The organism is Streptomyces sp. NPDC048295 (genome assembly GCF_040652135.1).
GTDB lineage: Bacteria > Actinomycetota > Actinomycetes > Streptomycetales > Streptomycetaceae > Streptomyces.
In genome coordinates, this window is record NZ_JBEZLL010000038.1 from 35,712 (window position 1) to 58,848 (window position 23,137).

The 23,137-nt window shown below is 71.3% G+C and carries 17 protein-coding genes; 4 read left to right on the forward strand and 13 right to left on the reverse strand.

Features of this window, described 5'->3' with window-relative positions:
* Positions 1-246 precede the first annotated feature (246 nt).
* Complete coding sequence (locus AB0D53_RS37205; protein WP_362453789.1) at positions 247-2,046, forward strand: AMP-dependent synthetase/ligase; 1,800 nt, start codon at positions 247-249, stop codon at positions 2,044-2,046.
* Between the two features lie 43 nt (positions 2,047-2,089).
* Here AB0D53_RS37205 and AB0D53_RS37210 read toward each other — a convergent pair whose 3' ends face one another.
* From AB0D53_RS37210 to AB0D53_RS37225, 4 genes are all read right to left on the reverse strand, one after another.
* Positions 2,090-4,153 carry a PQQ-dependent sugar dehydrogenase gene (locus AB0D53_RS37210; RefSeq protein ID WP_362453790.1) on the reverse strand — a complete coding sequence of 688 codons (2,064 nt, stop codon included), beginning with the start codon at positions 4,151-4,153 and terminating at the stop codon, positions 2,090-2,092.
* An 11-nt stretch (positions 4,154-4,164) separates the two neighbouring features.
* Positions 4,165-5,805: a glycosyl hydrolase family 8 gene (locus tag AB0D53_RS37215; protein WP_362453791.1), complete on the reverse strand. Its 1,641-nt coding sequence runs from the start codon at positions 5,803-5,805 to the stop codon at positions 4,165-4,167.
* A 9-nt stretch (positions 5,806-5,814) separates the two neighbouring features.
* Positions 5,815-6,834, reverse strand: a complete 1,020-nt coding sequence (locus AB0D53_RS37220; protein WP_362453792.1) for a chitinase — start codon at positions 6,832-6,834, stop codon at positions 5,815-5,817.
* Between the two features lie 236 nt (positions 6,835-7,070).
* On the reverse strand, positions 7,071-7,856 hold the full coding sequence (locus AB0D53_RS37225; RefSeq protein ID WP_362453793.1) for a Tat pathway signal sequence domain protein: 786 nt from the start codon (positions 7,854-7,856) through the stop codon (positions 7,071-7,073).
* 201 nt (positions 7,857-8,057) lie between these two features.
* On the opposite strand from AB0D53_RS37225, the gene AB0D53_RS37230 reads away from it, so the two are divergent.
* Entirely contained in the window at positions 8,058-8,894 is an 837-nt protein-coding gene (locus tag AB0D53_RS37230) for an aldo/keto reductase (RefSeq protein ID WP_362453794.1), read from the forward strand.
* 769 nt (positions 8,895-9,663) lie between these two features.
* Here AB0D53_RS37230 and AB0D53_RS37235 read toward each other — a convergent pair.
* Entirely contained in the window at positions 9,664-10,236 is a 573-nt protein-coding gene (locus AB0D53_RS37235; RefSeq protein ID WP_362453795.1) for a hypothetical protein, read from the reverse strand.
* Between the two features lie 440 nt (positions 10,237-10,676).
* Positions 10,677-11,630: a class I SAM-dependent methyltransferase gene (locus AB0D53_RS37240; RefSeq protein WP_362453796.1), complete on the reverse strand. Its 954-nt coding sequence runs from the start codon at positions 11,628-11,630 to the stop codon at positions 10,677-10,679.
* A gap of 168 nt (positions 11,631-11,798) precedes the next feature.
* Here AB0D53_RS37240 and AB0D53_RS37245 point away from each other — a divergent pair, with 168 nt between their 5' ends.
* Positions 11,799-12,761: a LysR family transcriptional regulator gene (locus tag AB0D53_RS37245; protein ID WP_362453797.1), complete on the forward strand. Its 963-nt coding sequence runs from the start codon at positions 11,799-11,801 to the stop codon at positions 12,759-12,761.
* Positions 12,762-12,783: 22 nt separating this feature from the next.
* On the opposite strand, the gene AB0D53_RS37250 is transcribed toward AB0D53_RS37245, so the two are convergent.
* On the reverse strand, positions 12,784-13,089 hold the full coding sequence (locus AB0D53_RS37250) for a 4a-hydroxytetrahydrobiopterin dehydratase (protein WP_329817508.1): 306 nt from the start codon (positions 13,087-13,089) through the stop codon (positions 12,784-12,786).
* A 63-nt stretch (positions 13,090-13,152) separates the two neighbouring features.
* On the opposite strand from AB0D53_RS37250, the gene AB0D53_RS37255 reads away from it, so the two are divergent.
* Positions 13,153-13,947, forward strand: a complete 795-nt coding sequence (locus tag AB0D53_RS37255; RefSeq protein ID WP_362453798.1) for a helix-turn-helix transcriptional regulator — start codon at positions 13,153-13,155, stop codon at positions 13,945-13,947.
* 363 nt (positions 13,948-14,310) lie between these two features.
* Here the strand turns inward: AB0D53_RS37255 and secD are convergent, their stop codons facing one another.
* From secD to AB0D53_RS37285, 6 genes are all read right to left on the reverse strand, one after another.
* Complete coding sequence (gene secD / locus AB0D53_RS37260) at positions 14,311-16,614, reverse strand: protein translocase subunit SecD (RefSeq protein WP_362453799.1); 2,304 nt, start codon at positions 16,612-16,614, stop codon at positions 14,311-14,313.
* Between the two features lie 30 nt (positions 16,615-16,644).
* A complete protein-coding gene (locus tag AB0D53_RS37265; RefSeq protein WP_362453800.1) occupies positions 16,645-17,256 on the reverse strand; it encodes a hypothetical protein in 612 nt (203 codons plus the stop codon).
* A gap of 29 nt (positions 17,257-17,285) precedes the next feature.
* Positions 17,286-18,110: a rod shape-determining protein gene (locus tag AB0D53_RS37270; RefSeq protein WP_362453801.1), complete on the reverse strand. Its 825-nt coding sequence runs from the start codon at positions 18,108-18,110 to the stop codon at positions 17,286-17,288.
* Between the two features lie 149 nt (positions 18,111-18,259).
* Positions 18,260-20,365 (reverse strand): NAD-dependent DNA ligase LigA, encoded by a 2,106-nt coding sequence (gene ligA, locus AB0D53_RS37275; RefSeq protein WP_362453802.1) that lies wholly within the window; start codon positions 20,363-20,365, stop codon positions 18,260-18,262.
* A gap of 27 nt (positions 20,366-20,392) precedes the next feature.
* The gene (locus AB0D53_RS37280) at positions 20,393-22,453 is read right to left on the reverse strand and encodes an alkaline phosphatase family protein (protein ID WP_362453803.1); all 2,061 of its coding nucleotides are present in this window, start codon (positions 22,451-22,453) and stop codon (positions 20,393-20,395) included.
* A gap of 138 nt (positions 22,454-22,591) precedes the next feature.
* Positions 22,592-23,005 (reverse strand): hypothetical protein, encoded by a 414-nt coding sequence (locus tag AB0D53_RS37285; RefSeq protein ID WP_362453804.1) that lies wholly within the window; start codon positions 23,003-23,005, stop codon positions 22,592-22,594.
* Positions 23,006-23,137: the final 132 nt, after the last annotated feature.

The window sequence follows — 23,137 nt, forward strand, 5'->3', positions numbered from 1 at the left end:
CCCCCGTAATGGGAGTGGCAGTGGCGTACAGATTCGGTGGAGATTCCGGCGCCCGCCCTTCGCTCCGCGGTCCCGGTCATGCCCGAGCCTTGCCCATCTGGCCGGATTTCGGTGGCTGACCTGTGCATATGCCACATTGTCCGCCGGTTCGGGGCCCTCCCGCCGCGCCGCCCGGTGGGGTAGCGTCACGGCGCTGTGCGGAGCGCCACAAGGAGCAGGTCATTGCGCGAGTTCACTGTCCCACCCATGGCGGCCGCGCCCCTCGTGGGCGGGCTGGCCGACGTGGTCTTCGACCATGCCGAGGAGGACCCGCACCGGGTCGCGCTCGGCCGCAAGGACACGAACGGAAACTGGCGGGATGTCACCGCTGCGGCCCTTCGTGACGAGGTGCTGGCGCTCGCCAGGGGTCTGATCGCCCACGGCGTCAGATTCGGCGACCGGGTGGCCCTGATGTCGCGCACACGTTACGAGTGGACGCTCTTCGACCTCGCGCTGTGGACGGTGGGCGCCCAGTCCGTACCGGTCTACCCGACCTCCTCGGCCGAGCAGGTGCTCTGGATGCTGCACGACTCCGGGGTGTCCGCCGTCATGGTCGAGCACGAGGACCACGCGATGACGATCGCCTCGGTGATCGACCGGCTGCCGGGCCTCAAGCGGCTCTGGCAGCTGGACGCCGGCGCGGTGGCCGAGCTGGTCGAGGCGGGGGCGGACGTCGAGGACGAGGTGGTGCACCGCCACCGCCGCGCCGTGACGCCCGAGTCCGTGGCCACCGTCATCTACACCTCGGGGACGACAGGACGCCCCAAGGGCTGTGTGCTCACCCACGCCAACTTCATGTTCGAGACGGACACCATGGTCGCCCGCTGGAAGTCGGTGTTCCGCTCCCGGCCGGGTGACGAGGCGGCGACGCTGCTCTTCCTGCCGCTGGCCCATGTCTTCGGCCGGATGGTCGAGGTCGCGGCGATCCGGGGCCGGGTGAAACTGGGCCATCAGCCGGAGCTGTCGGCCAAGGCACTGATGCCGGATCTGGTGTCCTTCCGGCCGACGTTCATCCTGGCGGTTCCGTACATCTTCGAGAAGGTCTTCAACGCCGCCCGGCGCAGGGCCGAGGCGGAGGGCCGGATCGGGCCGTTCGACAAGGCCGTGGACATCGCGGTGAAGTACGCCGAGGCGCTGGAGGCACGGGCGTTCGGGACCGGCCCGGGGCCGTCGGCCGGGCTGCGGATGCAGCACCAGTTCTTCGACAAGGTCGTGTACAAGAAGGTGCGCGACGCGATGGGCGGCCGGATCCGCCACGCCATGTCCGGGGGATCCGGGATGGAGCGGCAGCTCGGGCTGTTCTTCGAGGGTGCGGGCGTCACGGTGTACGAGGGGTACGGGCTGACCGAGTCGACCGCTGCGGCCACGGCCAACCCGCCGGAACGCACCAGGTACGGCACGGTCGGGCTGCCGATCCCGGGGACGACCGTGCACATCGCCGAGGACGGTGAGGTGTGGGTGCACGGCGACAATGTGTTCGCGGGCTATCTCGGCGCCCCGCAGGCCACCGGGGCGGTGCTGCGCGAGGGCTGGCTGGCCACCGGGGACCTGGGCTCGCTCGACGAGGACGGGTATCTGACGATCACCGGTCGGAAGAAGGAGATCCTGGTGACCTCGGGCGGCAAGAGCGTGGCGCCGGCCGGTCTGGAGGAGCGGGTGCGGGCGCATCCGCTGGTCGCGCAGTGCATCGTGGTCGGCAACGACCGGCCGTACATCGCGGCGCTGGTCACGGTCGACCAGGAGGCGGTGGACCACTGGCTCGAGATGCAGGGCCGGACGCCGCTGAAGCCGGAGGACCTGGTGCGCGATCCGGAGCTGGAGATGGAGGTCCGGCGGGCGGTGGTGGCCGCCAACACGGCGGTCTCCCAGGCGGAGTCGATCCGCACGTTCCGGATCCTGGCGCACCCCTTCAGCGAGGAGCACGGTCTGCTCACCCCGTCGCTGAAGCTGAAGCGCCGGGCGATCGAGACGGCGTACGCGGCGGAGGTCGACGCGCTGTACCGCTGAGGCCCGGCGTGCCCCGGCGGTACAGCGCGTACGGCGTCCCGCGCTACGTGATCGAGACGCGGAACAGCTTGTCCGAGCCGTCGGGCTCGTTGCCCTTGTTGTCGCAGTTGGTGGTGGAGAGCCAGAGCTGGTCCTGGCCGGGCACCTTGGTGACGGTGCGCAGCCTGCCGTACGTCCCGACGTAGTACGCGCTCGGCGTGCCGAGGTTCTCGGTGTCACCGGTGATCGGCACCCGCCACAGCCGTTCGCCCTTCAGCGCGGCCATGTAGATGACGTTGCGGACGATGGCGATCCCGCTGGGCGAGGCCTCGGAGATGTTCCAGGTCTTCTTCGGGTTGGTCATGCCGTCGGTGGTGCAGGTCCCCTCGCAGACCGGCCAGCCGTAGTTCTTGCCCGGCTTGATGAGGTTGAGCTCGTCCTTCTTGCTGTCGCCGAACTCCGCCTCCCACAGCCGGCCGTTGCGGTCGAACGTGAGCCCCTGCGGGTTGCGGTGGCCGTAGCTGTAGACGTAGTTGCCGAACGGATTGCCCGGGGCGGCCTTGCCGTCCGGCGTCATCCGCAGGATCTTGCCGTTCAGCGAGTTCTTGTCCTGGGCCAGGTCGGGGGTCTGTGCCTCGCCGGTCGACACGTACAGATAGCCGTCGGGGCCGAACAGCAGCCGTCCGCCGTTGTGGTACCTGCTCTTCTTGATCCCCTGGAGCAGGACCGTGTACCCGCCGAGCGAGCTGCCGTCGTAGGTCATGCGTGCCACGCGGTTGCCCTCGGACGCGGTGTGCATGAAGTACACGTAGTGGTTGGTGGACCACTTCGGGTCGACGGCGACGCCGAGCAGACCGCCTTCGCCGTCGGTCGTGACGGCGTTGGGCACGGTCCCGATCTGGGTCCTGGCGCCGTCGGGGGTGGCCTTGAGGACCTTGAAACTGTCCCGTTCCGTGACCAGCGCGCTCTTGCCGTCGGGCATCCAGTAGGTGCCCCAGGGGATGGACCAGCCGCCGGAGACGGTGGCGATGCCGGACGGCACACCGCCGTCGGTGGCGCAGTCCGGGGTGGTGAAGGTGACCGTGTTGCTCGGCGGTGAGGTGTTGCCCGCCGCGTCCCGGGCGACGACGTCCAGGCTGTACGGGCTGGCGCAGGCGAGCCCGGTGAGGGTGGTCGTGGCGGCCGGCGGGGTACCGGTCACGGTCTTGTAGACGGTGCTCCCGCTGCGTACCTCGTAGGCGGTGACGGCCTTGTCGTCCGTCGAGGCCCCCCAGGTCAGGGCGACGCTGTTCGCGGTGAGGCCGGAGGTGGACAGGGTGCCGGGTGCCGAGGGCGCGGTGGTGTCGGAGCTGCGCAGGGTGGTGCAGTCCACGATCGGGCTGACCGACGACACGTTGCCGGCCGCGTCACGTGCGAACACCGTGAGGTTGTAGGTGGTGTCGGGGGTGAGCCCGGTCAGGTTCTTCGTGGTGGCGGTGCCGGGTGCCTCACCGAACTTGTTGCCGTGTTCGTAGATGTCGTACGCGGCGACTCCCACGTTGTCCGTGGCGGCGCCCCAGCCGAGTGTGAGGCTGTTCTCGGTGATCCCCGAACAGCTGGGTGCCGTGGGCGCGGTGGGCGCCTCGGTGTCCGAGGAGGTGACCGTCACGTCGAGATAGTCGAGGTTGGGCAGCCCGTTGGCCGTCGTGGAGGTCAGCCGGATCTTGTTGCTGCCCGCCTTGACCGGAGTGGTCAGGGTGGAGGTGGCCCAGGTGTTCCAGTCGGTGGTCGCGTCGAAGGCGCGGGCGGCCGAGACCACCGTGCCGTTGACCGCGACATCGGCGGGCCTGGCGTCCGCCGTGCCGTTGGAGTAGCGAACGGCTATCTTCCCGGTGCCGGCGAAGGCCGTGTCGACGGTGAACTCCACATAGCTGCCGACGACGTTGTCGCCATTGACGAATCCGGTGCCCGAGTAGCCGGAGTGGTTGGACTCGGCGGCGCCCTTGACGATCGTCGCGGACTCCGCCTCGTAGCGGGTGGCGGCCGCGGAGGCCGTCTGCGGGACCACCTGCACCAGGGCGGTACAGAGCAGTACAGCGGCAAGGGCCGCCACTCTTCCTCGTGATGTGGTGAGCGTACCGGTGTGCATCTGCCCCTCCATCAGGGAACCCAGTAGTTGCCGGACGCGACGATCATCGACTGGAGCTGGACGCTCCCGCCGTAGTAGAGATCCGGGTCGATCGGGGTGGTGGCGAGCTTGTTCCAGAGTGCGTCGAGCCAGGCCTGGGAGCCGGGGTCGGTCAGCGCGGTCACGGCGAACGGGGCGGTGAACGCCATGTCGTTGCCGCTGTCGAACACCGAACCGTTCAGGTGGTAGCCACTGGCGATCCTGCCCGGGTCGCCGCCCGTCCTGGCCTTGATCCAGGTGTTCAGCTTGCGGGCTGCGGCGAGCGAGGCGCTGTCCCCGCTGGTGACGGCGTCGGCGCCGATGCGCCACGGGTCGCGGCAGGCGTTCCAGGAGTAGTCGCCGTCGTTGGGGCTTTCGAGCACCTCGCCCGGGGCGGGCTTGGCCGTGGTGTTGGTGTTGACGACGAAGTCCGCCAACAGCCCTGTGCCGGATGCGTACTTGGACTGCTGGGAGGTGATCAGGTTCTGGTGCGCGGTGCGGACGGTGTCCCAGGTGCTGTCACCGGTGGCGGCCCTGAACGCACGGAAGTGGTCGATCATCCAGTCGGAGGAGCGGGTCATCCAGTAGTGGGACTCCCCCGAGTCCGACCAGTCGCCGAACAGCATCAGGTGCGTGGTCGGGTTGACCTCGCTCTTCTTGATGGCGTTGATGTGTTTGACCGCGAGGTCCTTGTAGTTGTACGTCCCGGTGGAGCCCCACTGCCTGTCGGCGAGGAGCAGCCCGTAGGCGACGTCCAGGTCCCCGTCGGTCGCCGAGTCGGAGCCGTCGACGCTCTTGCAGGAGGCGTCCTGTTCGGCGGCGAGGAGGTTGGCGTTGTTCACCGAGGGGTGCGCGAGCATGTACTTGACCAGGCCGTCGAAGACGGTCTTCGCCTCCGGGTCGGCGCCCGCCATCGTCGCGGTGACGACCATCCCGTAGCCCTGGGCCTCGGCGACGTAGGGGTGGTCGGCGTCCGGCGAGATGACCTCGTACCAGCCGTTGCCGCAGTTCTTCTTCACGAAAGCGGACTTCCAGGCGTTGTACGTCTTGACCACGGCCTGGTCGAGTGCCGACTGCGAGCCCGAGGGCTTCAGCGTCCCCGCGGCGTACGGGATGGTGTGGCTGCCGAAGGGAACGGCGGGACCGCCGGTGGCGGGGATCGCGGTGTCGAGGCGGTCGAGGTTGGGACCGCCGTCGGCCGTGGTCGCGGTGGCCCGCACGGTGCTGGTTCCGGCGGGGAGCTGTGCGCTGATGTTCTTCGTCGCCCAGGTGTCCCAGGATCCGGTGGAGCCGAATGAAACACCGGAGGCGACGACCGTGCCGTTGACGCTGATGTCCAGTGGGCGGTCGGTGGTGGTTCCATTGGCGTAGCGGATGGCCAGCGAGTTGCCGGCCGCAGTGGCGTTCACCGTGAACTCCACGAAGGATCCAGCGACGTTGGTGTAGTCGACGAAGCCGGTTCCGGAGTAGCCGGTGTGGTTGGTCGCCACGGCCGCCTGGGAGAGCTTCGCGCCCTCCGCCTCGTATCGGGTGTCCGCCGCGGCGGCCGACGGCGCGCCGAGCAGTGGCATCAGCAGTCCGGCGGCGGCGAGTGCCGCTCCGGCGAGGGTCACTCTGCTCGTGGTGGTACGCATGGGGTCTCCTCAGCCCTTGTACTGGACGACGATCTTGGTGAATTCGTACGGGGACTGGGACACCCCGCTGCAGGTGTCCCCGTCGCTGCCGGAGCCGCAGGAGCGGTCCCGGTTGACCGACCAGAAGGCGAAGCGCGCGATGTGGTGCTGCTGCGCGTAGCCGAGGATCGTACGGAAGTCCTTGGTGGTGACGGTCTCGTCCGGCTCGTCCGTCTTCCCGTTCATCGAGGAGACCCCGATGTGCCGGTAGGCGGCGTCGTCGCTGTAGCCGTAGGCGCTCTTCACGGCGGACTTCAGCCCGTCCAGCGCACCGACCGTGGCCGCGCCCATCGTGCCGGTGTGCCCGCCGAAATCGAAGGGCATGACGACCCAGCCGTCGTTGTCGAGCCCTGCGGCGGCGCCCCGGCCGATGAGGTCCTTGCCGGCGGCGTCGGGACCGGTCGGGGTGGTCCCCATCGTCACGTACGTCACGAGGCCGGGGTTGGTGTTCCTGACGATCTTCAGGGCGTCGACCACCCGCTGCCGCACGGCGGCCCTGGAGAACTCGGTGTCCTCGATGTCGATGTCCAGCGCCTTGAGGCGGTAGGCGTCGATCACCTTCTGGTAGGCCCCGGCCAGCGCGGCGGCGCTGGTGCACTTCTCGCCGAGCTTGTCACCGCTCCAGCCGCCCACCGAGACGACGACGTCACCCCCGGCCGCACGGATGGAGTCGATGGCGGCCCGGTCCGGGCCGCCGTTCAGCGGCCGGTCCCCGTCCCACTTCGGATTGCAGGTGCCGTCCGAGAGGACGAACGCGAGCGTGAACCACTTCACGCCGGTGGCCGCCATCACATCGGCCGGTCTCTGCGGGTCTCCCCAGCCGAGGTATTCGTACGGGGCCGCGGCCATGGCGCCGGGAGCCGCGGCGGTCGCGCTCGTGGCCGGGGAGTCGTGGGCGCCGGCGGCCTCGTCCGCGGCGGCGTAGGCCTTCGGCAGATGGCCCAGCAGGGGCAGGAGCAGACAGCTGAGTCCTGCGAGGGCTGCCGCCAAGCGGCGTGGGGGTGCGGCAGGGTGCACGGTGATCCCTTCCCGTTCGGTGTTAGGAAAGGTTCCTAACCGACACTGCATAGGATTCCCTGCGGAGCTTTCTGTCAATGCCCCTCGCGGGCCCAAATCCCGGGCGACGTAGGCGGGTTGGGTGGAGCGCGGGCAGCCCTCGGGGGCGGCGGGGCACACCCCGCCGCCCGGCCGTGCCAGGGCGTTCCGCCTCCTGTTCCCGGGACCGGTCAGACCAGCTGGTACCCGCGCATCCCGGTGAGCAGCAGGTGGGTGTCCTGCAGCGATCCGGAGGTGTCGCCGAGGGACCGGTAGATGCCCCACTTGGGCCGGACCCGGTCGGCGAGAAGGGTGTCGACGCCGGACTTCGACCTGTCGACGACGGTGGTCGCCCTGTCCTTCAGGATCCAGCGGACCGAGCCCGACGCACCGTCGCCGATCGTGATCCGGAAGTCGACGTCGATCCACTTGTCCTGGAGCGGCACGAGGTCGGTGCGGCCGACCAGGACGTCGGCGAGCGGCAGCTTGAGCTCGATGGTCTGCACCCCGTCCACCCGGCGCAGGGACTGCACGACGATGGGCGAGGTTCCGTTGCCCGGCTGCTTCATCTGCATGATGTGGGTGAAACTGGTGGTCGCCTTCAGCGAGCCGGGGATGTACATGCGGTACGCGACCCGCCAGGCCTCCCCCGGCAGCCACTTGAGGTACGAACTGCCACTGGTGCGCAGCCCGGTGACTTCCTGGCGCTGGCGGTCGGCCGAAGTGTCCCGGTCGACGGTGTGCATGTTGAACCGGAAGTTGTCACCCTCGGCGAGGATGTGCGGCCGGGCCGCCGGATGGGAGCCGGCTCGGTCGTCCTCGACGGTCTCGAAGGCGCCGAGTCCGCCACGGCTCGCCGAGGGCGACCAGCGCAGTTTCCAGCTCGCCGCGTGGGCGGCGGCGGGGAGCCCGGCGGTCACGGCGACGGCGCCGCCGATGGCCGCACCCAACAGCGCCCGCCTGGAAGGGTTCGTCATGTCGACCTCGCTCGGAGTCGCTCGCCGTGATCCCGAAGTGCACGTTCACAAGAGTGTCCGGTGTTCAGTGACGTGCTCCAGAGTTGCGTGCTGACCGGACGCGGTCAATGCCCTGGACGGATGAGGTCTGCGGGGAATGCCCGGCGGCCGGTGATCGTTGTCCCTGGGAGTACCAACCGACGACGTAAGGATCGACCGCTCGTGAGCCAGGTCCCCTCCATCACCCTCAACAACGGTGTCGCGATGCCGCAGCTCGGTTTCGGTGTCTGGCAGGTGCCGGACGACGAGGCCGCGAAGGCGGTCACCACGGCCATCGAGTCCGGGTATCGGAGCATCGACACCGCCGCGATCTACGAGAACGAGCAGGGCACCGGCCGGGCGATCGCGGCCTCCGGGGTCGCCCGCGAGGAATTGTTCGTCACCACGAAGCTGTGGAATTCCGAGCAGGGCTACGACTCGACCCTGCGCGCCTTCGACGCCTCGCTCGACAAGCTGGGGCTCGACTACGTCGACCTGTACCTGATCCACTGGCCGGTGCCGGCCAAGGACGCGTACGTGGACACGTACAAGGCCCTCGAGAAGATCCACGCCGACGGCCGCGCCAAGGCCATCGGCGTCTCGAACTTCCTGCCCGAGCACCTGGAGCGCCTGCTCGGCGAGACCTCCGTGATCCCGGTGATCAACCAGATCGAGCTCCACCCGCAGCTCCAGCAGGCCGAGTCACGCGCGTTCCACCGCGAGCACGGCATCGCGACCGAGGCCTGGTCGCCGCTGGGGCAGGGCAAGGGACTCCTGGAGGTCCCGACGGTCGTCGCGATCGCCCGGAAGCACGACCGCACGGCCGCCCAGGTGGTGCTCCGCTGGCACATCCAGACCGGCAATGTGGTGATCCCGAAGTCCGTGACGCCGTCGCGCATCGCGGAGAACCTCGATGTCTTCGGCTTCGAACTGGACGCCGACGACCTCGCCGCGTTCGCCGCACTGGACGAGGGCAGGCGTCTGGGCCCGAACCCCGGCGAGTTCAACGCCGGCGCCTGAGAGGCTGCCGGGTGGCCTCGGACCGGAGAGCGGACGCGGTCCGGGGCGGAGGAGGGAGTCAACGCGGAGCGTTGGCAACCGACGACAACGCCGGAAGCGCGCGTGCCGGGGCGTGGCCGCCCGGTCGGAGGTCACCCGGCAGCCTCTGAGCCCAGCCGTCACGCGGTTGACCCACACGGACCGCCGCCCGGCTGCCGAGCCGGGCGGCGGTCCGCCCCGCGGGAGGCGACCGGAACGGCAGCAGCCACTGGTGACAGTGGGAGCCGATGCGGGAACACCCCGGCGGGGCATGGACCGGACACGGGCCGGCACGGGGACCTGTGCTGATGCGTACGGATGTGTACGGACCAGAACTTCGAACGGCCCTTCGACGCCGTGCCGTCAAGGCCATCACCCACCCGGGCCAGTACGACCCGTCGGCCCCCTGACGGACGGGACATGGGCGGCGTCTGCCACGCCGACGCCATGTTCTGCCGCCCGGTTGCCGGGCCCCGTCGAGGGCCGCGGGCCGAGAAACGAATCCGGAAGCCGAATTCCGGAACCCGGACCGAAAGGCGCCGACCCGACATCGGCAGCCGCGTGCGGCGCGGCCGCTCCAGTCGACTGGCAGTGCCTCACCGTCCGGATTTAGTATGACCTGGCAGGTGTTTGAGAGTGTCAGTCGTCGATCAGGAGCGGTTATCCGACCGGATCACTCCAGTCGGATACCCTGACTGGAGCCCCGGCCCGATTACGGCGGGCCGGGGCTCACGTCAACCTGGTGACTCGGTCACCAGTCCCGGCCACCGCCCTCACGGCCCTCGTCGAAGTGACGCTCGATGACGCGGAAGCTGCCCACGACACCGTTCTTGACCCACACGCCGCCCTTGACGTGACCGGGGAACACCCCGTCGCTGGAGCTGTGCGGACCGACGGTGGCGATGGGGGCGCCGTTGTCGCAGGTGGCGCCGCGGAAGACCTCAACGGTCCGGCGGCTGTCGTTGCGGATGTTGAGGCTGTTGGAACCGAGGCCGCTGACCACGGTCACGCAGCCGCCGAGCTCGTCGGCGTACGTCCGCTCGTTGATGTGGATGCGGCCCTCGTAGTGGCCACGGCCCTCGCCGCCGCCACGGCCGCCCTCGTTGCCGCCACGGCCGCCCTCGTTGCCCTTGCCCTCGTTGCCCTTGCCGACGTCGCCGCCGCCGAGAGCCGAAGCGGGAACGGCCTGCTGGACGGCCTGCTGGACGGCCTGGGTCGACTGGGCCGGCTCCGAGGTAGCGGCCGAGGCGTAGGTGATACCGGTGGCGGCCAGGGCTGCAGCGGCCGCAACGGCGGCGGTGACGACGGTGGAACGCGTAATCATTTCGCTTCTCCTGTCTCAGATAGGTCGGCTGAGCAGTCGACCCGTGGATGAAATTACTGAAGATCTTCATACGTGTCATATCGGACACGACGAAGGTCGGCACCCACACTCCGATCGAGGTACATAAATGCGCCATATGCGATATTCGCATAATTTGATGAGCTGCCAATTGCCCCCATTTTTAGGCGAATTGATCCGCGATTAGACCGCACAGGGGACTTCCTGATGCCCGCTCACCCTGGCAGCAGCGTGTCTTTTCTTGACACGGCCCGAGCAGCGGCCTGAGCCCGTGAATATCCGTCACCCGCGACCCGCCCGCACTTCTCCTACACGGGCCGTGGCGGGGCACGGGAAGGCCCGGGAATGCGCCCCCGAACGGGCCCGAAGCCCTGATGGGAGCCGGGCTCGACCCGACTCCCGTCCGATGCGGCCGCGCGCGGTCAGCCCCGTCGGCCCAGGTGCACGGTGCGCGCCGAGAGCAGGTGGACATCGGGGCGCCGACGCAGCCCCGCCGGGTCGTCGGGGTCGAGCAGCCGGTCCAGCACGGCGATGTCCTCCGCCGTGAGCTCCTCCTCGAACATCTGGCGCCGCCGGGCGAACTCGGTGACGACATGGTCCCGGGCCCGGTCGGAGAGCGGCGCCGGAAGGTCGAGCAGGAAACTGCGGGTGCCCTGCGGGGCCAGTCCGACCGCGGTGAACAGGGCGCTCCAGTCCTCGGTCTCCCGCGTGGTGCCGGGCAGTGCCGCCCGCATGTCCTCGAACCGGGCCGTGTTGATCGCTTCGAGCCTGGCCTCCAGACCGGGCCGCCCGATGCCGATGTCGCGCGGGAGCCGACGGGGCTGCAGCCCGCCCTCGACCAGGGCGACGGTCCCGCCGGGGCGCAGCAGTGCGGCGAATCCGGCCAGGGCGGCGCGCTGGTCGCCCATGTGGTGCAGGGCATTGCCCACCCAGATCAGGTCCGCCTCCGCCAGTTCGCCGAGGCCTTCGGGGAGGTCCGCCTCGTGCGTGCGGACCCGGTCGCCGAGACCGAGGCGCTCGGCGTGGCTCCGGGTGCGTTCCAGGAGTGCCGGGGTGCCGTCGACGGCGACGACCTCCGCCTCGGGGAACACCTCGGCGAGCAGGCAGGTGATCACACCCGGTCCGCTGCCGATGTCGAGCACGCGGCGGACCTTCGGGGCCGTGGGGAGCCCCGCGATCCAGCGGGCCGCCGCCTCGTACTGCGGGCGGCTGATCTCGGCTTCCTGTTCCAGTTGCGGCCCCATCACATCCCAGTCGATGTCACCGGCGTCGTGCTGATGACCGTGGGTCCGGTCGCCGTGCCGGCCGTGGGCCGCGTCCGGGCGGTGGCTGTGGGCGGTGTTCTGGTGATGACCGTGTCCGGTGTGCTGGCTCATGGAAACAGCGTCACCACCGGACCGACTGAATGGCAAGTTTTATTGCCGGTTCGGCAAGTCATTCTCCCGGGCGGCGCGCACGCCCGGCACCCGCCCGAGTCCGGACACATCCCACTCAATGGACACCGGCATATTGCCGGTACGCCGCCGGGCCCATAACTTGCGTTTATGGAGCTGGAGTTACGCCATCTGCGAACCGTACGTGCCATCGCCGACACCGGGAGCCTGACCAAGGCGGCCGCGACGCTCGGGCTCGCCCAGCCGGCGTTGAGCGCACAGTTGCGAAGGATCGAGAAGGCGCTCGGCGGCCCGCTCTTCGACCGCGACCACACCGGCGCCCGGCCCACGCTCCTCGGCGAGCTGGTGCTCGAACGGGCCCGGGTGGTGCTGCCCGCCGTGAGCGAGCTCCAGGAGGAGGCGGTGCGGTTCGCCAACGCGTGGGGGACGATGGAGCGCTTCCGGCTGGGCGGTACGCACGGCCCGCTGCTGGGCGGCCTCGTGGACCGCCTGGTCACCGCGCACCCGACCGCGCCCGTGTCCACGTACACCTCCTGGTCGGTCGGCGAGATCGCCTCGCAGCTGGTGGACGGAAGACTCGACTTCGCCCTCATCGGGACCTGCGGGGAGAGCCCGCCGCCCGGCAGCGACCGGCTGACATGGCAGGTGATCGGCGTCGACCCGGTCTTCGTGATGCTGCCGGACTCCCACCCGCTCGCCGGTGAACAGGAGCTCGACCTCTCCGCGCTGGCGGACGAGTGCTGGGCGGACGTGCCGGGCGAGGGCTGTTTCGCCGACTGTTTCATCGGCGCCTGCGCACGGGCCGGATTCAGCCCGGTCTCGGTGTACGAGACGGATACGGCCTCCGTCGTCCATCTGGTGCAGGTGGGGCGGGCGGTCGGGCTCTGCCGGGCGACGTTCCCGCCCACCCCTGGGGTGGTCACCCGGCCGATCACCGGCTCACCGCTCAGCTGGCGCCACCTGCTGGGCTGGCATCCCCGTTCGACGGCGGCCGGCGCGGCGGCGGGTGCGGTGAGCGGGTACACCCGGGCGGCGTACACGGAGGCGGTGGAGCGCAGCGAGAGCTATACGCGCTGGCTCGCCGCGCATCCGCGGTTCGGCGCGGCGATGTGATCTGCCGCCCGGGCCGCCGTGGCTACCGCACGCCGTGCCCGTCGGCGATCGCCGCCACCCGCGCGGCCAGGTTCAGATCGTTCTCGGTGACCACACCGCCCGCGTCGTGCGTGTTCACGGAGAGGGAGACGGTGTTGTATCCGAGGGTCAGATCGGAGTGGTGGTTCAGTTCGTCCTGGATGGCGGCGACGTGCACGGTCAGCCCGAGGGCGGCGAAGTGGGTGTGGAGCCGGTACGTACAGGTGATCCGGTCCCCTTCCAGCGACCAGCCGGGCAGTCCGGCCAGACGGTCCTCGATCTCTTCCTGCGACAGCGGTGCGGCGGGCATACGGCGACTCCCTCGTCGGCGATCGGTGCCGGTCGGCGGTGCCGGTGACGTTACGGTCTGGGTATGACAACTGTCGCGCTTGACACGGGGGTAGGGCCGCTGCTGCGCAGCTGGCGTGAGCAGCGCCGGATCAGCCAGCTGGAGCTGGCACTCCGTGCCGATTCCTCCGCCCGGCACATCTCCTTCATCGAGACCGGACGCTCCCGCCCCAGCGAGGAGATGATCCTGCGGCTGGCCGAGCATCTCGACGTCCCGGTCAGAGAACGCAACGCCCTTCTGCTGGTGGCCGGTTACGCACCCCGCTACGCACAGACCGCGTTCGACGACCCGGCCCTGGACGCGCTGCGTGAGGGGATGGATCGGCTGCTCCAGGCGTACGACCCGTATCCGGCGCTGGTGGTCGACGGTACGTACAACGTGGTGGCGGCCAATCGGGGCATGGCGACGCTGCTGGAGGGAGTGGCCGATCACCTGCTCGTACCGCCGCTGAATGCCATGCGGATCACGTTGCACCCGGAAGGTCTGGCCCCCCGCATCCGCAATCTGCGGGAGTGGCGGTCCGATCTGCTGGACCAGATGGACCGCCAGATCGCCCTGGCCCGTTCGACACAGCTGCGTGAGCTGTACGAGGAGGTCGCGGGCTATCCCGTACCGGAGGGCACCGGCCCCGGTCCCGGCCCCTCGCTGCCCTTCGCACTGCCCCTGCTGATCGAGCACGACGGGCGAGTGCTCTCCTTCGTCTGCTCCATCGCGACGTTCAACACACCGATGGATGTGACGGTGGCCGAACTGGCGATCGAGACCTTCCTGCCCGCCGACCGGGCCACCGCCGACCATCTGCGCGCCCTCGCCTCCTGAGACGCGTGACCACGGGCCGCGCGGTCACCGGGCTGCGGGTGCGGGGCCGTCGTACCGCTCGTCGGTGACCTTCTCCAGCCGGGCTGTCCGCGGCCGGCCGCCGTCCGGGGCAGTGTGTTGCCGCGGCGCGATCCCGGCGACGACAGGCACGGCCGACCGGCCGGCCGGCCGGACAGCACGACCTCGCCCGCCGCCTCTTCCTCCACCCCGCCGCCCCGGACCCGTTCACCGACCGGGAGAACCGGATCCGGTGCCGCGTCGCCCGGCTGCGCGCCCTGGCCGAGACCTCCCACCGCCCCACGGCCGGCGCCCGAAGCGGACTCCGAGCGCCGGCGCCGATCCGGAGCGACCGATTCCACGACGTCAGACGCGTGCTCCGTTGTCGAGGGGATCCCGGCGTGCCCGCCCCGTGCCGGAACGGCGTCCCGGTGACCGTTTGCGGGCCGGTGGCGGGGCCTTGCTGCTGCGCTCAAGGACGAGGGCGGCCGGTACCGCGGTCAGCACCGAGGAGTACGTGCCGACGCAGATGCCGATGAGCAGGGCGAGGGCGAAGTCCGCGAGGGAGTCACCGCCCAGCACCGCGAGTGCGACAAGGATGAAGAGCGCACCCATTCCGGTGTTGACCGTTCGCGGGACGGTCTGGAGAACGGCCCGGTCGGCGATGGTGGCCAGCGGTGCACGGCGGGCCTTCGCCCAGAGTTCCCGCACCCGGTCGAAGACCACCACCGAGTCGTTGACGGAGTATCCGATGACGGTGAGGAGCGCGGCCAGGAAGATGCCGTCGACGGTGCGGCCGAGCCAGGCGAAGGCGCCGACCAGGATGATCACGTCGTGGATCAGCGCCCCGACCGAGGCCACGGCGAACGTCCAGCGGAACCGGACCGCGAGGTAGGCCAGCTGCACGAACACGGCGATGCCGAGCGCGATCAGGGCGTTGCGCCGCAGTTCGTCGCCGAGGCTGGGGCCGATCAGCTCGTCGCGGACCTTGGTCGTGCTGCCGCCCTCCTTCGCGAGGGCGGCGCGCAGGGCGTGTTCGCCGTCGTTGTCGAGCTCGCCGGTCCGTACGGAGAGGTCGCCCGCCCCGGCCGTGGTGACCTCGGCGTCGCCGAAGCCCGCGCCGGCCAGCGCGGTGCGGGCCCGCTCCACGTCGACGGGCCGGCTGGTCGAATACTCGATGAGCCGGCCGCCGGTGAACTCGACGCCCAGGCTCACACCGCGTACGACGATGCCGAGGACCGCGACGGCCACCAGCGCGGTGGAGACCATCAGCCAGCGGCGCGGGAACCGCATCAGCCGGGGGTCGCGGCGGGTCAGCCAGGTGCGTACCCGGCCGGGGAACGCGATGCCGTTGACGCCCCGGTAGGCGCTGACGAACCGGGAGCCCGCGGCGATCTCGGTGAGTGCGCGGGCGACGACGAGGGCGGAGAACATGGAGGCGATCACACCGATGGCGAGGGTGATACCGAACCCCTTCACCGGTCCGGAGCCGAGGAAGAAGAGCAGCCCGGCCGCGATCAGCGTCGTCACGTTGGAGTCGGCGACGGCGCTCCAGGCGCCCTTGAATCCGGCAGTCAGCGAGGAGCGCAGGGAGCGGCCCGGATGCTGTGCGTGTTCCTCCCTGGCACGTTCGAAGACCAGTACGTTGGCGTCGACCGCCATCCCGATGGCCAGGACGAATCCGGCGAGGCCGGGCAGGGTGAGGGTGACGCCGAGGCCGACCAGAGCCGCGTAGGAGATCAGTCCGTAGGCTGCGAGCGCGACGGCGGCGAGTGCGCCGAAGAGCCGGTAGACGACGGTGATGAAGAGGGCGGTGGCGGCGGCACCGATGAGGGCGGCGCGGGCGCTGGCGTCGATCGCTGCGGCACCGAGTGTCGGTCCGACGGTCCGCTGCTCGACGATCTCGACGGGGAGCGGCAGGGCACCACCCTTGATCAGCAGGGCCAGTTCGCGGGCCTCGTCCGCGCTGAACGATCCGGTGATCTGGGTGGATCCGGAGGGCAGGCCGGCGTTGCAGGCGACCGTCGGGGAGACCTGCGGCGAAGAGATGATCTGCTGGTCGAGGACGATGGCGACGCGGCGGCGGTCGTCCTGGACCGGGTGGCAGGCGGCTTCGCCGGTCAGCCGGGTCCAGTCCCGGCCGGCCTTCTTGTGGAAGTCCAGGGACACGGTCCAGCCGGCGCCCTGCTGGGCGTCGAACGCCGCGGCGGCGTCCTTGACGCCCGCGCCGGAGAGCCTGGCCGGTCCGAGGTCGAGGGCGCGCCCCTGTTCGTCGGGGAGGGCCGGCCCCGCGCCGGCCCTGTCTTCGCCGCCGCTCCCCGGGCCCTGGACCGCGTGGAAGCTGAGCTGGGCGGTTCTGCCGATGACCTCGGCTGCCTTGCGGGGGTCCTGGACGTCCGGAAGTTCGACGATGATCCGGTCCTCGCCGGAGCGGGTCAGCGTGGGTTCGGCGACGCCGAGCGAGTCGATGCGCTGGCGCAGTACTTCGAGGGTGCGGTCGGTGCTCTCCCGGTCCGCCTTCGCGGTGTCCGAGTCCTTGGCCTGGAGCACCATTCTGGTGCCGCCCTGAAGGTCGAGGCCGAGTCTGGGCGACATGGTCAGCGTGATGAGCACGGAGACGAGCAGCACGGCGGCAGCCAGCACCGCTCGCACCGTGGTGGCGCGAGTCATGGGGTTCCTCCGAGGGGGCGCCGGGCGCCCTCACCTCGGCGGGGGCGGCACGGCGGTTCTGTGGGACGGGACCGGTGGCAGGACCGGTGGCCGGTGGACGGCCGTCCGTGGAGGCCCGCGTACGCCGGGGAGCGCGATGCGCGCGTGGTCGGTGGCACGAGGGGGTGCGGTGGGGGCCGGGCGGTCGGCCCGGTGGTGTGTGTGGACGCCGGGCGTGCCGGGAAGCAGGGCGTCGGTGCCGGGCGGCGGGAGGTGGTGCGCGGTGCGGGCCTGGTCGCTGCCGGCCCGGGGCTGGGGGCGGGGCGCGGTCGGCGGCCCGGACCGGTGGTGGTCGGTGGCCGTGGCCGTGCGGGTACGCCGCGTGTCGTGGGTGGTGCCCGTGCGAGCGGTCCGGTCGGTGTGCGGGGTGGGCTGGTGGGCGCCCGGGGTGTACGCGGCGGACGGCGGCACGCCGGCGAACGGCCGGGCCGGCAGTGCGGATCCGGCGGCTGCGGGGGTGGTGCCGACGACAGTGAGGACGGCGAGCAGGAGGGCGGCGAGGAGCCGCCGGGCCGCCCGCGCGGTGCCGTGGTGTGCCGGGTGGCCCGGCCGTTCGCCCGGGCCGGTCCGGCCCCGATCCTTCGGACAGGCCCCGGGGGGCACGTTCCCCGGGGGCGGCCCCGGGAGGGGGGTCACCCGGTTCGGCCGGTCAGGGCCGGGGCCGCGCCGGCCCGGCGGAGCACGGAGTCGAGGACCATCCCGGCGCCGCGTACGACGGCGGTCGCCGGGTCGTCGGCGAGACGCACGGGAACCCCGAGGCGGACCGCGATCCGGTTGGTGATGTCGGGGCGGGCCGCGCCGCCTCCGGTGAGCAACGGGCCCCTGCGCAGGGCCCCGAGGACGGCGCCGTGCCGGTCCTGCTTCCACATCTCCATGATCATGTCCAGGACGGTGCGGACCACCGCGGTGGGCGGCTGTGCCGGGGCGAGGTCGCCCAGCCCCGTCTCGGCCTGGCGGGCGTCGCGGACCTGCCCGTCGACGAGCAGGGTCGCCTCGGTCAGTTCGGCGCCGATGTCGACGACGAGCAGCGGGCCGCCGTCGCGCGGTCCGGCGTATGCGGCGGCGGCCCTCGCGCTGTCGAGGGCGATGACGGTCGTCGGTCCCAGGGCCGCGATCAGTTCCCTCGCCTCGGCGCGCTGGCGGGCTCCGGCGAGGACGGGGTGGCTGAGGACGATCACGGTGCCGGTGCGGTCCGCGCCCAGTGCCGTGTCGGCGATGCGGCCGAGTATCCGGCCGCAGGAGGCAGGGTCGACGATGCGGCCCCGCCGGACCGGGCGGCCGTGCCCGGCGCCCGTACCCGCTTCGCCGCAGACCTCGGTGTCGGCCAGGACGCCGTGTCCGGGCACCCAGACGCGGGTGCGGGAGCTGCCGAGGTCGAGGGCGAGGCCACGGGTGACACCGCGGTGGTCCCGGTGTACGGAGGAGCCGAGTCGTCGCCCCTCGTGCAGAGAACGCATCGCCCCTCCCACCGGCCGGCCGTCGCGGCCGCGCACACACCCATGAACCCGCTGATAGCGAGGCATGGCCGAGCCCTCACTATGCAATAGGGAGGCAAAGAAAGCCACTCCCGGGCAAAATCCAAGGGCCGGCCACGCGGCGCCGTGCCTCAGACCTCCGACGGCAGGAACACCGCGACCAGTTCGGCGAACTCGTCCGGCGCGGCTATCCGGATACCGAGATCCTCCGCCTTGGTGCGCTTGGATCCGGCCTTCTCCCCGGCGACCAGGAGCGAGGTGCGCTTGGAGACGCTGGACGAGGACTTTCCGCCGGCCCGCTCGATCAGCTCGTTCATCTCGTTCCGGGAGAGCTTCTCCAGTGCGCCGGTCATGGCACCGGTGACCACCACCGTCATCCCGTCCAGCGGCAGGGCGCCGCTCTCCCCGTCCGTGGCGGCCGCCTCCGCGTCCTGCTCCCCCGGCTCGGGCGGCGGCGTGGCGCCGGGCTCCGTCATGGTGACCCCGGCGGCCACCAGCTTCTCGATCAGCGGGGCCAGCTCCACCAGCTCCGCGACGACACCCGCGGCCTTCTCCTTGCCGATGCCGTCGACCCGCTGGAGCTCCTCGGCGTCGGCCGCCCTGATGCGGTCCATGTGCGCGAAGTACCGGGCGATCCGCCGCGACATGGAGCGCCCGGTGCCGCGCACCCCCAGCGCGCAGAAGACCCGGGAGAGCGGCTGGGCCCGTGCCGTCTCGATGGCGGCCAGGAGGTTGTCGGTGCTGGTCTCGCCCATCCGCTCCAGGCCCAGCAGCTGCTCGCGCTCCAGGGTGAAGAGGTCGGCGAAGTCGGCCACCAGACCGGCGTCGACGAGCTGGACGACCCGGGTCGCGCCGAGACCCTCGATGTCGAGCTGGTCGCGGCCCGCCGCGTACGAGATGGAGGCGACGAGGCGGCAGTCGCGGCCCCGGACACAGCGCCAGCGCTGCTCGCTGGTGTCGATCTCGGAGCCGCACTGCGGGCACGACTCGGGGAAGTCGATCGGCTTCTCGTCACCGGTCCGCAGATGGGCGACGGGCGCCTCGATGCGGGGGATGATGTCGCCCGCCTTGTAGACCATCACCCGGTCGCCCAGGCGCAGATCGCGGCGGGTGATGTCGGCGGGGTTGTGCAGTGTGGCGTAGCTGACGGTCGAGCCGTCGATCTCCACCGGTTCCAGCACGGCGCGCGGCGCGATGATGCCGGTGCGCCCCACGTTCCACTCGACGCCGAGGAGCCGGGTGACCTTCTCGACGGCCGGGAGCTTGTAGGCGATGGCCCAACGCGGCGCCCGGCTGCCGGAACCGGCCTCGCGCTGGTCGGCCGCGAGATCGGCCTTGATCACGATCCCGTCGATGCCGAACGGCAACGAGGCGCGCAGGGCGGCGACTTCCCCGACCCGGCTCTGCGCCTCCTCGACGGTGGCGACGGTGCGCGGCGCCACATCCGTGTCCGCGGCGGTGTGGACGCCGAGGCGGGCGACGTACGCGAGGACCTCGCTGTGCGGGAGTTCGGCGAGGGTGTCGGTGAGCCCGCCGGAGTGGGGCAGCGGCAGGGCGCCGTAGGCGAAGAACGTCATCTCCACCGTGTACGCGCGGTCCTTGGCGCGCAGGGTGCCCGCCGCGCCGTTCCTCGGGTTGGCGAAGGGGGCGCCGCCGTGTTCGGTGCGCACCGCGTTGGCCTGCTCGAACTGCTCGGTCGTCATCAGGATCTCGCCGCGCATCTCGATCGTCACCGGCTCGGCGAGCTGCTCGGGCAGCCCCACCACGGTGCCGATCGCGTGGGAGACGTCCTCGCCCGCGGTGCCGTCGCCCCGGGTGATCAGCTGCTCCAGGCGGCCCGCCCGGTAGCGGGCCGCGACGGCCAGGCCGTCGAGCTTCGGCTCCACGCTCCAGGCCGCGACGGGCCTGCCTATCCGGCGTTCCAGCGACGCCGTCCAGGTGACGAACTGATCGGCCGAGAACACATTGTCCAGCGAGAGCATCGGCACCGTGTGCGGTACGTCGCCGACCGCGGCGCCGCCCGCCACCTTGCCGGTCGGGGAGGCGTCCAGCACCTCCTGCGGGTGCTCCTGCTCGTATGCGGCGATCCCCCGCACCAGCCGGTCGTAGGCGTCGTCGTCGAGCGTGCTCTCGCCCGTGGCGTAGTACGCGGCGGCCGCCTTCGTCGCTTCTTCGACCGCGGCGGCGTAGGCGGCGGTGTCGGCGAGCACAACAGCTGAGTTCGTCATGGCCCCCATCCTGCCGTCCACCACTGACAACGCCCCTCAGCCGGCGGCCCGGACCGTGCCGTCCGCTTCGTCGGCGCCACCGGCCCCGCCCGGCACCGACAGGGGAATCTGCGGGCCCGGGCACTCCCGCAGCCAGCGGCGCAGCACCTTGTGCACCTGTTCGGCGCCCACCAGCTCCGTGCCGGGTGCCACCGGTGCGGACAGCTGGGACGGCCACAGCAGGAACGGGTGGGACTGCTCGCCGCCCAGGCCGCCGTGCGAGCCGATCTGCTCCTCGAAGGCGTGCACACGGCCCGTGGCGCCGTCGTACATCGAGTTGACCATGATGTCGGCGACGTGCGGGAAGGTGTCCGTCCGCCGCACCGCCGCGGCCGCCCCGGGCCCGAACGGGGCCAGCGGCCCTTCCCCGTCGGCCAGCTCCGAGACCGGGATCTCCGCGCCGCCGCGGCCCAGCACCACCGATCCGTGGCGCTCGCTGCGGACCAGCAGGAAGCCGATGCCGGGGTGGTTGGCGAGGGTGCCGAGCAGGGCGGGGTGGCAGTGGTCGAGCTGTTCGCGCGAGGCCCGCCCCTGGATGTCGGGGAAGGAGATCAGGCCGAGGTTCCCGGAAGCGAGGACCACGGGGTCGGACGGCTTCGCGAGGTGCTCCGCCACCCCCTCGTCGACCGGCCGGTGCAGGGCGATCCGTACCGCGTCGCGCGCCTCCGAGCCACTGCGGGTGCGCTGCGCCCGACGGGGCACGGGCAGCCCGCAGCCCGCCCGCACCAGGTCCTTGAGGGTCAGCCCGTACGCCCCCGCGAAGGTCTCCCCGGGGCTCTGGCCGTGGTCGGAGAGGAGCACGATCCGGTAGGTGCGCGGGGTGTGTTCGGCGACCTTGACGATCAGGGCCAGCGAGCGGTCCAGGCGCGCGAGCACCTTCTCCGCGTCGCGGCTGTCCGGTCCGGAGTGGTGCGCCACCTCGTCGTAGGCGACCAGGTCGGCGTAGACGGCGGTGCGGCCGGCGAACATGTCCCCGATGACGGCGGCGACCACCACATCGCGTTCGACCACGGTCGCGAAGGCCCGGATGAAGGGGTACAGCCCGCCGCGCTTGATCCGGGGCGTGACCTTCCGCATCCGTGCCCGGGTCGACTGGCCGATCTCGCGGCAGACCTCGGCGGCGAACGACACCGCGGTGCGCACGGCGTTGGCCGGGTCGGAGAAGTACGCGAAGTACCCGGCCCTGGAGCGGCGGCCCTTGCCGAACCGGGCCGCCATGGACAGGACGAGCGCCAGCTGGTCGGCGCCGCCGCTGAAGAGGTTGCCTCGGCTGGCGCCGTCCCGCGTGAGCAGTCCGCCGTCGTGGGTGCGCGCGACGGCCCTGCGCTGGAGTTCGAGTGCGCTCGCGGGCCTGCTGGAGACCATGACGTCGCCGGTCTCCTTCTCGTACCAGCGGAAGGCGGGGACGTCGTGGTTGCTGCCGTGCAGGATGCCGAGCTGACTGGCCCCGGTCTGGCTGGACCAGTCGGTGCGCCACGGGGTGAGCCGGTGCCCGTCCCGGTCCGCCAGCCATTGCGCGACGGTCGGCATCAGCCCCTCTTCGGCGGCGCGGGCGAGCACGTCGTGGCCGACGCCGTCGAGCTGTATGAAGACGGTTCCCGGCGGCCCGCTGCGCCCGTTGTCCGCGCCGCTGCGCCGTCGGCGGCGGACGGCCAGCCGGGAGAGCCTGCGCCGGTAGGCGTTGTCGTCGCGGACGGCGAGCGCGGTGGAGGTCGCCGAGGCGACGGCGGACATCACGGCCGCGACGACGACGGCCGTCTGTGGGTCGGCGGCGCCGCGCCCGTCCGGGATGAGCCGCAGGGCCACCAGCAGCAGCGAGCCGTTCAGGAAGAAGACGAGCAGCCCGAGGACCAGTGCGGGCACGATGAGCAGGGCCCGCACCAGGGCCGGCCACACCAGCGCGGAGAGCAGACCGAAGGCGCCGGCGCCCCAGGCCGCGGTGAACGCGATCTTGGTTATGCTGTCGCCGTCGGCCGACTGGAGCTGGAAGTCAGGCAGAATCCCGGCGAGCACCAGCATCGTGAGCGTCGAGACCGCCCACACCACGACCACTCGCATCAGGGCGCTCCCGGCTGTTCGCCATCGCCCGTCACCCACGCCGTTCCACCTCACGTCCGGACCCCGCCGTTCCGGGTCCTGGCCCCCCAGCTTTTCACAGCGGGCCCGCGGCCCCGGCCGCAGCGGCCGGGAGCCGGGTCAGCAGCCGTCGTAGCCGGCGGTCGGCATGGAGAGCCTGCGGTGCACGCTCGCCTTGGTCCGGGCGTTGTACGGCGGCTCGTCCAGCCCCGCGATCTCCAGGCGCACACCGCGCCGCTCGCACTCCGCGGCGAACTCCGGCACCGAGGCGAGTGCCCGCGCCAGCACCCGGTCGTTGGCGGCGACGAACAGCTCGACCTCGCCGCTCTCGACATCGGCCCACAGGGCGTGGTGGTCGGGGCGCAGCCCGTAGAGCCGCAACTGCCGGGTGACGACGTATCCCTTGTCGGCGGCCCAGCGGGCACACATGTCGTGCTGGCTGCGGGTGTCCACCAGGAACGGATCGCTGTCGAGTTCTTCGAGCGGTGTGAGGCTGGCGATGGCCGCCACCCGTACGTCCGTGACGTCCCCCATGGCCGTCCCCCCGTGCTAGTCCGTGTCGGCGACCCTACCTTCCGGCCCCCCGCGCAAGAAGGCGCGCGCGGGTACGGCGGGAGCGCGGAGGACGGGAACGGAACATCTGTGCGCCCCCGCTCCGGTCCGACG